The sequence below is a fragment of the Variovorax sp. BGA-UO-ETr-C22 genome, assembly GCF_059567965.1.
Genome location: NZ_JCAQPA010000011.1, coordinates 1903617 through 1917398 on the forward strand (window position 1 = coordinate 1903617; position 13782 = coordinate 1917398).

At 69.3% G+C, this 13782-nt stretch carries 11 protein-coding genes; 2 read left to right on the forward strand and 9 right to left on the reverse strand.

Annotated features, from left to right (window positions below):
- Window positions 1–26 precede the first annotated feature (26 nt).
- The 9 genes from cydC to AC57B8_RS28985 form a co-directional block, all read right to left on the reverse strand.
- On the reverse strand, window positions 27–1739 hold the full coding sequence (gene cydC, locus AC57B8_RS28945; RefSeq protein ID WP_496481494.1) for a thiol reductant ABC exporter subunit CydC: 1713 nt from the start codon (window positions 1737–1739) through the stop codon (window positions 27–29).
- Entirely contained in the window at window positions 1736–3433 is a 1698-nt protein-coding gene (gene cydD / locus AC57B8_RS28950; protein ID WP_496481495.1) for a thiol reductant ABC exporter subunit CydD, read from the reverse strand. The genes cydC and cydD overlap by 4 nt, the downstream gene beginning before the upstream one ends.
- A 156-nt stretch (window positions 3434–3589) precedes the next feature.
- Window positions 3590–4684 carry an acyltransferase family protein gene (locus AC57B8_RS28955; RefSeq protein ID WP_496482245.1) on the reverse strand — a complete coding sequence of 365 codons (1095 nt, stop codon included), beginning with the start codon at window positions 4682–4684 and terminating at the stop codon, window positions 3590–3592.
- A 74-nt stretch (window positions 4685–4758) separates the two neighbouring features.
- The gene (locus AC57B8_RS28960; protein ID WP_062482679.1) at window positions 4759–5721 is read right to left on the reverse strand and encodes an NAD(P)H-dependent flavin oxidoreductase; all 963 of its coding nucleotides are present in this window, start codon (window positions 5719–5721) and stop codon (window positions 4759–4761) included.
- A gap of 80 nt (window positions 5722–5801) precedes the next feature.
- On the reverse strand, window positions 5802–7592 hold the full coding sequence (locus tag AC57B8_RS28965) for an acyl-CoA dehydrogenase (RefSeq protein ID WP_496481496.1): 1791 nt from the start codon (window positions 7590–7592) through the stop codon (window positions 5802–5804).
- 87 nt (window positions 7593–7679) lie between these two features.
- Window positions 7680–8612 (reverse strand): electron transfer flavoprotein subunit alpha/FixB family protein, encoded by a 933-nt coding sequence (locus AC57B8_RS28970; RefSeq protein WP_496481497.1) that lies wholly within the window; start codon window positions 8610–8612, stop codon window positions 7680–7682.
- Between the two features lie 13 nt (window positions 8613–8625).
- Complete coding sequence (locus tag AC57B8_RS28975) at window positions 8626–9375, reverse strand: electron transfer flavoprotein subunit beta/FixA family protein (RefSeq protein WP_070060185.1); 750 nt, start codon at window positions 9373–9375, stop codon at window positions 8626–8628.
- Window positions 9376–9510: 135 nt separating this feature from the next.
- Window positions 9511–10800 (reverse strand): mechanosensitive ion channel domain-containing protein, encoded by a 1290-nt coding sequence (locus tag AC57B8_RS28980; protein ID WP_492678110.1) that lies wholly within the window; start codon window positions 10798–10800, stop codon window positions 9511–9513.
- A 39-nt stretch (window positions 10801–10839) separates the two neighbouring features.
- Window positions 10840–11793: a histone deacetylase family protein gene (locus AC57B8_RS28985; protein ID WP_496481498.1), complete on the reverse strand. Its 954-nt coding sequence runs from the start codon at window positions 11791–11793 to the stop codon at window positions 10840–10842.
- A gap of 89 nt (window positions 11794–11882) precedes the next feature.
- On the opposite strand from AC57B8_RS28985, the gene AC57B8_RS28990 reads away from it, so the two are divergent.
- The gene (locus tag AC57B8_RS28990) at window positions 11883–12803 is read left to right on the forward strand and encodes an AAA family ATPase (RefSeq protein ID WP_070059454.1); all 921 of its coding nucleotides are present in this window, start codon (window positions 11883–11885) and stop codon (window positions 12801–12803) included.
- The gene (locus tag AC57B8_RS28995) at window positions 12800–13780 is read left to right on the forward strand and encodes a DUF58 domain-containing protein (RefSeq protein WP_369647561.1); all 981 of its coding nucleotides are present in this window, start codon (window positions 12800–12802) and stop codon (window positions 13778–13780) included. The genes AC57B8_RS28990 and AC57B8_RS28995 overlap by 4 nt, the downstream gene beginning before the upstream one ends.
- The last annotated feature ends 2 nt before the right edge of the window (window positions 13781–13782 follow it).

Here is a 13782-nt window from a genome sequence, read left to right on the forward strand (position 1 = left end):
CGTTCGTTGCTCGGTCGGTCAACTCATCAATCGGGGCGCAGGCCGCGCAGCGCAGCCTCGAAGGCCTCCGTGCCACGGCGCAGGTCGGCGACGATGCGACCCTGCACCATGCACACGAGGCGGTCGGCCAGCGCGGCTTCGCGGCGCAGGTGCGTGGCGATCAGCAGCGTGCGCGGGCCGGCCTGCTGCGCCAGGCGCTGCAGCACGTCGTGCGCGGTGGCGGCGTCGAGCGCCTCGGTCGGTTCGTCGAGCAGCCACAGCGGCACCGGGCGCAGCAGCAGCCGCGCGAGCGCGAGCCGGCGCGACTGCCCGCCCGAGAGGCCCAGGCCGCCTTCGCCCAGGCGCGTGTCGAGGCCGGTGGCCAGCGCGCGCACGTCGGCGTCGAGGCCGGCGGCGTGCAGCACGGCCCACAGGCGCTCGTCGCTCGCTTGCGGATCGGCCAGGCGCAGGTTGTCGCGCAGGCTGTCCTGGAAAAGTTCGGTGCGCTGGGTCAGCAGGCAGGCCGGCTGCGCCTGCACCTGGCCGGCGCGCGGCGTGAGGTCGCCGGCGATCACGGAAAGCAGCGTGGACTTGCCTGCGCCGCTGGCGCCAACCAGCGCGACGCGTTCGCCCGCGTTCAGATGCAACGACACGCCGCTGAGCACTTCGAGCAGGCTGCCGGGGTGCATGACGGTGAGCTGGTCGACCTGCACGGCCGCCGTCTGTGCGGTGCGAGAGGCGCGCGCGCCCTCTTCCACTGAAGGGTCGAGCCGTGGCGCCAGCCGGCGCACGGCCAGCCACGTGCGCCCCGCATCGAGCGCGCCACGCCGCAGCGCCGCGAAGGGTTCGGTGGCAGTGAGCGCGATCAGCAGCGCGAGCGCCGCGCCGGGGGCGCCGATGACGCCCTCGCTCACCAGCGCGCCCACGGCCAGCAACACGCCGACCAGCGTCAGCGTGCCCGCGCTGCCGTAGGCGAAACCGGCCGCGGCTTCGAGCTTGTTCAGTGCGAGATCGGCCTGCGCGAGGTGCGCATCGGCATTCATCAGCGCGGTGCGCTGGGCGTCGAGCCGGCCTGCCATCGCAAGGTCGGCCTGGCCTGCGACCAGGTCGACAGCCCGCGCGCGCAGCGCCTCCACGGCATGCGCGCGTTGCCGCGCCGGCTGCCGTGCACGCCGCGCGATGAGGAACGCCAGCCCCCAGCCGACGGCGCAGAGCCAGAGCGCGATCGCCACGCCCATCCCCACATGCATGAAGCCGAGCACGATGCCCGCCAGCAGCGCCGCGCCGAGCGCCGCAGCAGCAGGCACGAACAGGCGCAGGTAGAGCGACTCGAGCGCGTCGATGTCAGCCGTGAGGCGGAACAGCAGCCGCGCCGGCCGCATCAGCAGGTCGCGCGCGGCCTCGGGGCGTGCCCAGCCGCGGAACAGCCGCACGCGCAGCTCGGCGAGCACGGCGAAGGTGGCGTCGTGCGTGACCAGCCGCTCGCCGTAGCGCGACCCCGTGCGCCCGAGCGCCAGCAGCCGGATGCCGGCCGAGGGCATGAAGACATCGAAGGTGAAGGCCGTGGCCGCATGCAAGCCGGCGAGCGCGGTCGCGGTGATGAACCAGCCCGACAGGCCCAGCAGCGCCATGCCCGCGAGCACGGTGACGGCCGCGAGCAGGCAGCCCAACAGCAAGGCGCGCGGCTGGGTCGCGAGGAAGGGACGCAGCACGAGGCGCAGGTCGCGCCAGCGGGGGGAACGGGTGGCGTGGCGGCTCATGCGGCCTTCTCCACCAGCGGCTCGGGGCCGAGGTTCACGGTGCGGTCCATGCGCGCGGCCAGCACCGGGTCGTGGGTCGAGACGATCAAGGTCCGGCCACGGGCGAGCGCCACCAGTGCGTCGGCCACGCGCGCGGCGGTGGCGGTGTCCAGGTGGGCCGTGGGCTCGTCGGCCAGGATCAGGTCGGCATGCGGATGCACCGCGACGCGCGCCAGCGCCAGCCGCACGGCCTCGCCGCCCGACAGGCCGCTGCCGCCCTCGCCCAGCGCGGTGCCGGGATGGGCCTGCGCCACGTCGTCGAGCGCCGCGAAACGCATCGCCTCGGCGACCTCGGGCGCGCCGATGTCGGCACGGCCCAGTGCCACGTTGGCTTCGACCGAACCGGCGAAGACGTGGGGCTTCTGCCCCATCCACGCCGTGCGCTGGCGCAATGCGGCGGCCGTGTGTTCGGTGAGCGGCACGCCGCCGATGGCGATCTCGCCGCGCGTGGCCGGCATCAGCCCGGCCAGCAGCGAGAGCAGCGCGGTCTTGCCCGATCCGCTGGGGCCGGCCAACGCGACATGCTCGCCGGCGCCGATGCGCAATTCATAGCCATCGAAGAGCGGCGTCGACTCGCCGGGCCAGGAGAAATGCAGCCCGTGGACCGTCACCGCCGGCGCGGCCCCTGCCCCGGCGACGCCGGTCGCCGCACGCGTGACCGCGACGCCCGCGCCGGGCAACGGCAGCGCGCCGCCTTGCAGATCATCGAGCGCCTGCAGCGCCGCCTCGCCGGCCGCGCGGTCGTGCCAGACCGCCGACAGCTCGCGCAGCGGCTCGAAGAAGGCCGGCGCCAGCAACAGCACGAACAGGCCTTCGCCCAGGCTGAGCTGCTGGCCCCAGGCGCCGAAACCGAGCGAGCCCAGCAGATGAAAACCGATGTAGACCGCGACCAGCGCCACGCCCAGCGCGGAGAAGAGCTCCAGCACGGCGGACGACAGGAACGCGATGCGCAGCACCGCCATCGTGCGCTGGCGCAGCGACTGCGCGGAGGCGCCGAGCCGGTCGGCAGTGGCATCGACCGCGTCGAGCGCGCGCAGCGTGGCCAGGCCGCGCAGGCGGTCGAGCAGGAAGGCGTTCATGCCGCCCATCTCGACCATCTGCGCCTCGCTGGCCGCCTTGGCGCGCCAGCCGACGATGGCCATGAAGATCGGAATCAGCGGCGCCGCCACCAGCAGCACCAGCGCCGCGGCCCACGAGAACCAGGCCACCGCCGCGAGCAGGAAGAGCGGCACCACCGTCGCGCGCCAGCGCGCGGGCTGGTAGCGCACGAGGTACGGCACCAGCGCCTCGGCCTGTTCGGCGAGCACACTGGCCGCAAGGCCGGAAGGCGCGCGTTCACGGTCGAGCGGCGAACCCGCCGCCAATGCGGACGCGGTCTGTGCACGCAAGCCCGTCAGCTGCGCCCGCGCGCGTCCGAAGGTGCGGCGCACGCCCCAGGCTTCGCAGCCCGCGCGCAGCAGGCCGAGCAAGAGGATGCCCACCGCCGGCCACAGCACGGCCGCCATGCCCTCGCCGCTGGCCAGGCCCTGCACCGCCATCGCCAGCAGCGCCGCCTGCGGCAGCCACGCGAGCGCCGCGACGCCTTGCACCACGCTGCCGATGTCGGGCGACGTGAAAGCCTTCAACGGCGATCGTGGCGGCGATGGTTCTGTCATTCCTTGATTTTGTGTATTTTCAGTATTTACTGAAAGATTCACAATCATACACAACAGGGGCAGTTCGCGCAGACTGCCCGCTCTGAAGCCCGAAGGCAACAGATTTGCAAAGGAATGGGAAGAAAAAGGGCCGCACCGCAGCGGGTGCGGCGCGCTTCAGTACGACACGATGAGGCCGCTGACGAGCAATGCGGCAAAAAGTGTGCAGACGCTGCGCAGCGAGGCCGGCCGGGCTTCGACCCCGCGGTACAGCAGCACCGCGGCGCCCACCGACAGGCCGAAAGTCGCGACCATGCCCAGCAGGTCGACCCACGGCCCGTGCGGCCCCAGGCCCGCCACCAGCGCGTTCACGGCGAGCAGCACCGGGAAATGGATCAGGAACAGCGAATACGAAATGCGCCCCAGCTGCTGCAGCGGCACGGCCACCGCGGGCCAGTGCGCGGGCGACAGCCACCGCTGGCGCTGCGCCACCGCGATCAACAGCGCAGTCACCAGCGCAATGGCGATGCGGCTGCGCCAGTCGATGGCGAGCGCGCCCGCCCCCACCAGCGCCAGCAGCGCGACGGCGCTGCACCAGGTGCTGGTGCGCGTGGCGCGGCCGACCCAGAAGGCCAGCATGCCGAGCCCGTAGGCGCCGAAGAAATAGAACGCCGTTTCGTCCAGCCGCGCCTGCCGGTTGAACAGCGCGAGCGACGCCACGGCCACGATGAACACCAGCGCCACCGGCGCCCAGCGCGCGGCCGAAGTGGGTTGTCGCAGCACGGCGGGCAGCCCGACCAGTGCGAGCGCCAGCGCGAACAGCTGGAAGTCGATCGCCACGTACCAGACACCGGTCGACAGCGACTCGTAGTTCAGCAGGTCCTGCAGCAGCAGCCCGTGCGCCAGCAGCTGACCGAGGCTCGGCTCTGCCGGCACCACCTCTTCACCCAGCCATGGCCGCGCCACCTCGGCCACCAGCACGCACACCGTAAGCGCCGCCAGGTACGGCATGACCAGCCGGCCGTAGCGCTGGAAGATCCGCGAGAACGGCCGGTCCACGCGCAGCACGCCGTCGGGCGCCAGGCTCGCCGTGGCCAGGAAGCCGGCGATCACGAGAAAGACCTGCACCGCGAGCCGACCGTCATTCGCCAGCCAGCCGAAGAAATCGGGCGCCAGCACCTGCGCGCCGGCCGGCATCGGGCCGTAGCGCGCCAGGTGGTGCCCCACGATCAGCGCACAGGCCAGGCCCTTGACCACGTCGAGCAGCGGCATGCGCCCCTGCCGCGCAGGCACGGCCCCGCCGCCACCGCTCGCAGCGGAGGTCGATGCCGGTGCGTGCGAACTGTTCAAAGTGCCAATCGCTGTCGTGCTTCCTGGTACTCGCGCTTGAGCTTCTCGATGAAGGCACCCGCGCTCGCCACTTCGGTGATCGCGCCGATACCCTGGCCCGAGCCCCAGATGTCTTTCCAGGCCTTGGCCTTGCTGCCTTCGCCGCCGCCGAAGTTCATGGTCGTCACGTCGCCTTCGGGCAGGTTGGCCGGGTCCATGCCGGCCTTGACGATGCTGGGCGCCAGGTAGTTGCCGTGCACGCCGGTGAACAGGCTCGAATAGACGATGTCGTCCGAGTTGCCGTCCACGATGGCCTGCTTGTACTCCTCGCTCGCGCGCGCTTCTTCGGTCGCGATGAAGGCGGTGCCGATGTAGGCGAAGTCGGCGCCCATGGCCTGCGCCGCGAGCACCGCGCCGCCGGAGGCGATGGAGCCCGACAGCGCGATCGGGCCGTCGAACCACTGGCGGATTTCCTGCACCAGCGCGAACGGGCTCTTCACGCCCGCGTGGCCGCCGGCACCGGCCGCCACGGCGATGATGCCGTCGGCGCCCTTCTCGATCGCCTTCTGCGCGAACTTGTTGTTGATGATGTCGTGCAAGGTCACGCCGCCGTAGCTGTGCACCGCGTCGTTCACGTCGGTGCGTGCGCCCAGCGAGGTGATCACGATCGGCACCTTGTACTTCACGACCATCTCCATGTCGTGCTCCAGGCGGTCGTTGCTCTTGTGCACGATCTGGTTGATGGCGAAGGGCGCGGCCGGCTTGTCCGGGTTGGCCTTGTTGTAGGCCGCCAGCTCCTCCGTGATCTCGATCAGCCACTCTTCGAGCTGGGCGGCCGGGCGGGCGTTGAGCGCCGGCATCGAGCCGACCACGCCGGCCTTGCATTGCGCGATCACGAGCTTGGGGTTGCTGATGATGAAGAGCGGCGAGCCGATGATCGGCAGCGGGAGGTTCGCGAGAACAGAAGGCAGCTTGGACATGTCGTCTCCGGGAAGGGGTTCGGTTTTATAAGAGCAAGGGGCCGCTGCCGCTCGTCAGATCGGCGACAGCGGCGTGTGCGTCAGAACGCTTCGAGCGCCAGCGCCGTGACGCTCTCGGCGCCTTCCACGATGCTGTCGCGGATGCCCGGCACCTTGTTCAGGATGTGCTCGGCGTAGAAGCGCGCGGTGGCGATCTTGGCCTGCATGAAGGCGACGTCGACGTTGTGCGAGGCCTGGTCCTGCGCCACGATGAGCGAACGCGCGAGCTGCCAGCCGGCCACGAGGTTGCCCGCGAGCATCAGGTACGGCACGCTGCCCGAGAACACGGCGTTGGGCGAAGCCTTGGTCTGGCCGGCGACGAAGTCGACCACGTCGATGAAGGCCAGGCGCGCGGCGGTCAGGCGCTTGAGGACCGCTGCGGCCGCAGCGCTGTCGCTCTTGGCGAGCTCGGCCTCGGTCTTCTCAATCTGCGCGGCGATGGCCTTGGCGGTCCGACCGCCGTCGCGCGCGGTCTTGCGGCCCACGAGGTCGTTGGCCTGGATCGCGGTGGTGCCTTCGTAGATCGTGAGGATCTTGGCGTCGCGGTAGTACTGCGCCGCGCCGGTTTCCTCGATGAAGCCCATGCCGCCGTGCACCTGCACGCCGAGCGAGGTCACTTCGAGGCTCATCTCGGTGCTGTAGCCCTTCACCAGCGGCACCATGAATTCGTAGAAGGCCTGGTTCTGCTTGCGCGCCTCGGCATCGGGGTGGTGGTGCGCGGCGTCGTACGCAGCGGCGGCCACCGAGGCCATCGCGCGGCAGCCCTCGGTGTAGGCGCGCATCGTCATCAGCATGCGCTTCACGTCGGGGTGATGGATGATCGGCGCGCTGGCGTTGATCGAGCCATCGACCGGGCGGCTCTGCACACGGTCTTTCGCGTAGGCCACGGCGTGCTGGTAGGCGCGCTCGGCGATCGCGATGCCCTGCATGCCCACCGCATAGCGGGCCGAGTTCATCATGATGAACATGTACTCGAGGCCGCGATTTTCCTGGCCCACCAGGTACCCCACGGCCCCTCCGTTGTCGCCGTACTGCAGCACGGCGGTCGGCGAGGCCTTGATGCCCATCTTGTGCTCGATGCTCACGCAGTGCACGTCGTTGCGCGCACCGAGCGAACCGTCGGCGTTGACCATGAACTTCGGCACCACGAACAGGCTGATGCCCTTCACGCCTTCAGGCGCGCCGCTCACGCGGGCCAGCACGAGGTGCACGATGTTCTCGGCCATGTCGTGCTCACCGTAGGTGATGAAGATCTTGGTGCCGAACACCTTGTAGGTGCCGTCGGGCTGCGGCTCGGCGCGGCTGCGCACCATGGCCAGGTCGCTGCCGGCCTGCGGCTCGGTGAGGTTCATCGTGCCGGTCCACTGGCCGCTCACGAGCTTCTCGAGGTACACGGCCTTGAGCTCGTCGGAGCCGGCCGTGAGCAGCGCCTCGATGGCGCCGTCGCTCAAGAGCGGGCACAACGCGAAGCTCATGTTGGCCGAGTTGAGCATTTCGCCGCAGGCCGCGCCGATGGTCTTGGGCAGGCCCTGGCCGCCGAAGTCCGCCGGATGCTGCAGGCCCTGCCAGCCGCCCGACACGTACTGCGCGAAGGCGTCCTTGAAGCCCTTGCTGGTGGTGACTTCGCCGTCCTTGAAGGACGAAGGGTTGCGGTCGCCTTCGACGTTCAGCGGCGCCACCACGTCCTGGTTGAAGCGCGCGCACTCTTCGAGCACGGCCTGTGCGGTTTCGAGGCCGGCGTCTTCGAAGCCGGGCAGCTTGGCGATCTCGCCGATGTTGGCCAGGTGTTCGATGTCGAACAGCATGTCCTTGAGGGGGGCGGTGTAGCTCATGTCTTCTCTCCAGGGGCCGCGGTGGGGGGCGGCAGATGTAAAAAAGGCATCGCGAACGATGCCTTCTGGCTCAATGCGTTGAAGCGATCAGAGCGCCTTCACGAGTTCCGGCACGGCCGTGAACAGGTCGGCCACGAGGCCGTAGTCGGCCACCGAGAAGATCGGTGCTTCTTCGTCTTTGTTGATCGCGACGATGACCTTCGAGTCCTTCATGCCGGCCAAGTGCTGGATGGCGCCCGAGATGCCCGCGGCGATGTACAGCTGCGGCGCGACGATCTTGCCCGTCTGGCCCACTTGCCAGTCGTTCGGGGCGTAGCCTGCATCCACGGCGGCGCGGCTGGCGCCCAGGCCCGCGTTGAGCTTGTCGGCCAGCGGCGTCATCACTTCGTTGAACTTCTCGGCGCTGCCCAGCGCGCGGCCACCGGAGACGATGATCTTGGCGGCGGTGAGTTCGGGGCGGTCGCTCTTGGTGACTTCACGGCCGACGAAGGCGCTCTTGCCGCTGTCGGCCACGCCTTCGGCGGTTTCAACGGTGGCGCTGCCACCGGTGGCGGCTGCTGCGTCGAAGCCGGTCGTGCGCACGGTGATCACCTTGGTGGCGTCGGTGCTCTGCACGGTGGCGATGGCGTTGCCGGCGTAGATCGGGCGCTCGAACGTGTCGGGGCTGACAACCAAAGTGATGTCGCTGATCTGCGCCACGTCGAGCTTGGCGGCCACGCGCGGCGCGACGTTCTTGCCGTTGGCGGTCGAGGGGAACAGGATGTGGCTGTAGTTGCCGGCGATCGCCAGCACTTGCGCTGCGACGTTCTCGGCGAGGTTCTCGGCCAGCGATGCGCTATCAGCGGCGATCACCTTGGAAACGCCGACGATCTGCGCGGCGGCCTTGGCGGCTTCGGCGGCGTTGGCACCGGCCACGAGGATGTGGACGTCGCCACCGCAAGCCAGGGCTGCGGTCACGGTGTTGAGGGTGGCCGGCTTGATGCTGGCGTGGTCGTGTTCGGCAATGACGAGTGCGGTCATGTTCGTTTCTTCCTCAGATCACTTTGGCTTCGTTCTTGAGCTTGTCCACCAGGGTGGCAACGTCGGGCACCTTGATGCCTGCGCCACGCTTCGGGGGCTCGCTGACCTTGAGGGTCTTCAGGCGGGGCTTCACGTCCACACCCAGGTCTTCGGGCTTGAAGGTGTCCAGCTGCTTCTTCTTGGCCTTCATGATGTTGGGCAAGGTGACGTAGCGCGGCTCGTTCAGGCGCAGGTCGGTCGTGATGACCGCGGGCAGCGTGAGCGTCAAGGTCTCCATGCCGCCGTCTACTTCACGTGCGACGGTGACCTTGTCTGCTGCGAGGTCGACCTTCGAGGCGAAGGTGGCTTGGGGCAGGTCGGCCAAGGCAGCCAGCATCTGGCCGGTCTGGTTGGCGTCGTCATCGATGGCTTGCTTGCCGAGGATGATGAGCTGGGGCTGTTCCTTGTCGACCAGCGCCTTGAGCAGCTTGGCCACGGCCAGCGGCTGCAGCTCTTCAGCGGTCTCGACCAGGATGCCGCGATCGGCACCGATGGCCATCGCGGTGCGCAGGGTTTCCTGGCACTTGGCATCGCCGCACGAGACGGCGATGACTTCGGTCACGATGCCCTTTTCCTTCAGGCGAACCGCTTCTTCGACAGCGATCTCGTCGAAGGGGTTCATGCTCATCTTGACGTTGGCAATGTCCACCCCGGTGCCGTCGCTCTTGACGCGCACCTTCACGTTGTAATCGACGACCCGTTTGACAGGCACAAGAACCTTCATTGACTTGACTCCATTGGATTGCAAAAAGGGGGGCTTCGAGAGCAGCCTGCCATTTTAGGACGCCGGCCTTGGCTGCCTCTCCATTCTTCTTGTCGGCCTCGAGGGCCAAAAAAGAACGATCGTGCTTTTCCGTGATTATAAAACAGCGGGAGGCGCTGCGGCCACTCCCGCCGGCAAAGATTCCACTCGCAGCACCCGCTGCGGATAGGGAATGTCAATGCGGGCGGCGCGCAGTCCTTCGAGGATGGCGATGTTGATGGCCGAGCGCACGTTGTCCTTGCCCTTGTCAGGGTCGGCGACCCAGAAGTTCAGGCTGAATTCCAGGCCGTCGGGCGCGAAGGTGACGAGGTAGGCGATGGGCGCCGGGTCGGTCATGACGCGCGGCTGGGCCTTGGCGGCGTCGCACAGGATGCCCTGCACCTGCGCCACGTCGCTCTCGTAGCCGACCACGATGTTGGTCGTGATGTTGAACTTGCGGTCGGCCAGCGACAGGTTCTCGACCCGGCCGGTGATGAGCGATTCGTTCGGCACGATCGCCTCGCGCCCGTTGCCCGCGCGGATGAGCGTGTAGCGCGTCTTGATGTCGGTGATGCGGCCTTCGAAGGTGTCGACCTTCACGTTGTCGCCGATGCGGATCGAGCGCTCCAGCAGGATCACGAAGCCGCTCACGTAGTTGGCCGCCAGCTTCTGCAGGCCGAAGCCCAGGCCCACGCCGAGCGCGCCGCCCAGCACCGACAGCGCCGTGAGGTCGACCCCCACCGCCGACAGCGCGAACAAGAGGCCGATCAGCAGCAGGAAGGCGCGCACCGCGTTCGACGCCACCTTGCGCATCGACAGGTCGCTCACGGCCTCGCGCAGGATGCGTTTTTCGATGGTGCTGGAGATCCACAGCGCGATCATCAGCACCAGCCCCGCCGACAGCGCGCCCTGGATGATGGTCTGCAGGCTCACGCGGGTCTTGCCGAAGGCCAGCGTGATGTCGTCCAGTTCGGCCAGCACCGGCGGCAGCAGCCCGACGATCCACAGCACGGCGGCGATCCAGGCCAGCCAAGAGATGGTGCGCTCGATCAGCCGCACCAGGCTCGAGGTGGGAAACACGGCCCGCAGCACCCGCGCGAACAGCCGGATGACCGCCAGCGACAGGAACACCGGCACGGCGATGCGCAGCACCAGCACCACGGGCAGCAGGTCGAGCGCCAGGCGACGCGCAATGCCGGTGAGCACCAGCGCGAGCAGCGGGAACAGCAGGCCGTCGAAGGTGCGCTCGCCGAACCAGATCGAATCCTTGGGCTGGTCGCGCCCGAACCATTTGCACACCGCCCATGCCACGCCCACGCAGGCCACGAGCACGGCGAGTTCGATGCCCAGGCCGTGCGCGTCGACCTGTCGCAGGCGCTGGAGGAAGTCGTCGAAATTGAAATTCATCGGTGAAAGAAACAGGGCGCCCCGCGGGCGCCAACCGGGTTACAGGTCCGCCAGCACGCGGATGTGCGCTTCCACGCTGCGCGCCAGGGCATCGAGGTGATAGCCGCCCTCGAGCAGCGAGACGATGCGCCCGCGCGCATGGCGCTTGGCGACATCGCGCACGCGGCCAGTGATCCAGGCGAAGTCGTTTTCGTTCAGGCCGAGCTGGCCCAGTTCGTCCTCGCGGTGGGCGTCGAAGCCGGCGCTGATGAACACCATCTGCGGTTTGAAGGCCTCGAGCCGGGGCATCCAGATCGCCTCGACCAGCTCGCGCACGTCCATGCCCTTGGTGTAGGCCGGGATCGGCAGGTTCAGCATGTTCGACGCCGGGTGTTCGGTGCCGCTGTACGGATAGAACGGATGCTGGAAGAACCCGACCATCAGCACGCGCGGATCGTTCGACAGGATGTTCTCGGTGCCGTTGCCGTGGTGCACGTCGAAATCGACGATGGCCACGCGGTCCAGCCCGTGCACCTCGAGCGCGTGCAGCGCGGCAATGGCCACGTTGTTGAAGAAGCAAAAGCCCATGGCCTGCTCGCGGCAGGCATGGTGGCCCGGCGGGCGCACGGGGCAGAAGGCGTTCTCGATCTCGCCGGCCATCACGGCATCGGTGGCCGCCACGGCGGCACCCGCGGCGCGGCGCGCGGCCAGCAGGGTGAAGCGGGTCAGCACGGTGTCGGGGTCGACCTGCGCATGGTCGGGGCCGCCGGCGGGCGCATCGGCCACAAGGCGCTGCTGCAGCTCCTCGAGGTGTTCGACATGCGCGTGGCTGTGGGCCCGGGTGATCTGTTCCAGCGTGGCCAGGGGCACCTCGCCCCGCGCCAGCGCGTCGCCGACGCCGGTCAACAGCAGCCGGTCTTCGATGGCATCCAGCCGCTCGGGGCATTCGGGATGCCCGTTGCCCATGTCGTGCTTCCAGAAGTCGCGATGCGTGAAGTAGCCTGTCTTGCCCATCTCTCGCCGTGTCTCGTGTCGTCGCGTCTAGACCTCACGCAGCATGGGGCCGCAAGGTCTTACGGTATCGTTTGCATATGGATACAAATATGGACGTTGCTGCGAAGCTAGCCACTTTGCTGAGTCAGCTTAACACGGTGATTGTTGGCAAAGAGGCCCAGGTGCGCGACTGCGTGGCCTGTCTGCTGGCGGGCGGGCACCTGCTGATCGAGGACGTGCCGGGGGTCGGCAAGACCACCCTGGCCCATGCGCTGTCGCACACCTTCGGCCTGCAGTTCTCGCGCGTGCAGTTCACGGCCGACCTGATGCCGGGCGACCTGTCGGGCGTGGCGATCTACGACCGGGGCCAGCAGGCCTTCGTGTTCCACCCCGGGCCGATCTTCGCGCAGGTGCTGCTGGCCGACGAGATCAACCGCGCCAGCCCCAAGACCCAGAGCGCGCTGCTCGAGGCGATGGAAGAAAAGCAGGTCACGGTCGAGGGCGAGACCCGCCCCCTGCCCTCGCCCTTCTTCGTGATCGCCACGCAGAACCCGCAGGACCAGCTCGGCACCTTCGCGCTGCCCGAGTCGCAGCTCGACCGCTTCCTGATGCGCATCTCGCTGGGCTACCCCGACCGCGCGGCCGAGCGCCAGCTGCTGGCCGGCGCCGACCGCCGCGAGATGCTCGCCGGCCTGCCCGCGATGCTGACCGCCGGCGAACTCACCGCCCTGCAGCAGCGCGTGCAACAGGTGCATGCGGCCGAGCCGCTGCTGAACTACCTGCAGGACCTGATTGCCGCGACCCGCTCGGGCCGCTGGTTCCTGCAGGGCCTGTCGCCGCGCGCGGGCATCGCCGTGCTGCGCGCCGCCAAGGCGCAGGCGCTGCTGGCCAACCGGAACTACGTGGCGCCCGACGACGTGCAGGCCGTGCTGCCGCAGACCATCGCGCACCGCCTCACGCCCGTGGGCGACGCCGGCCGCGGCGCCGTCGAACAGGTGCGCGCCATGATCGCCGCGGTGCCGCTGCCGTGAACCCTGTCGGCGTCCTGCGTTCGCGCATCGACGGCTGGTTCCTCTCGCGCCGGGCCCCGTCGGACACGCTCGAACTCACCCAGCGCAACGTCTACATCGTGCCCACGCGTGCCGGCTGGACGCTGGCGGCCACGCTGCTGGTGCTGCTGGTGGCGTCGATCAACTACCAGCTCAACCTGGGCTACCTGCTGACCTTCCTGCTGGCGGGCAGTGTCGCCGTGGGCATGCATGTGTGCCACGCCACGCTGCGCGGGCTGGCGCTGCGCATGGTGCCGCCCGAAGCGCAGTTCGCGGGCGCCGCGGCGGTGCTGCGCGTGGTGCTGCACAACGAACGGCGCAGCGTGCGCTACGGCATCGGCATGGCCGTGCGCGGCAGCGGCCAGTGGGCCTGGACCGACGTGCCCGCCGAAGGCACGGCCACGGTGGAGATCGCCTTCCAGCCCGAGCGGCGCGGCCTGCACCCGGTGCCGCCGCTGACCGCCGAGACGCGCTTTCCGCTCGGTACCTTCCGCGTCTGGACCGTCTGGCGCCCGGCCGCGCAGCTGCTCGTGTACCCGACGCCCGAGGCCCACCCGCCGCCGCTGCCGGCGGGCGAGCCGCTCTCGGGGCCCGCCGCCGCATCGGCCGCGGTGCGGGCGCAGAACGCCGGCGAATACGACGGTGTGCGGGCCTACCGGCGCGGCGATCCGCTCAAGCTCGTGGTCTGGAAGAAGGCCGCCCGCGCGCAGGCCAACGGCTCCGAAGACCTGGTGAGCCGCGACACGCAGCACACGCAGCGCGAGGAGCTCTGGCTCGACGCGCACGCCGCCGCGCTGCCCGACACCGAGGCCCGCCTGTCGCGCCTGTGCGCCTGGGTGCTGATGGCCGACCGGCTCGGCGTCGACTACGGCGTGCGCGTCGCCGGCCGCACGGTGAAACCGTCGCAGGGTGAGGCGCACCGGCGCGCCTGCCTCGAAGCGCTGGCGCTGTGCGCATGAAC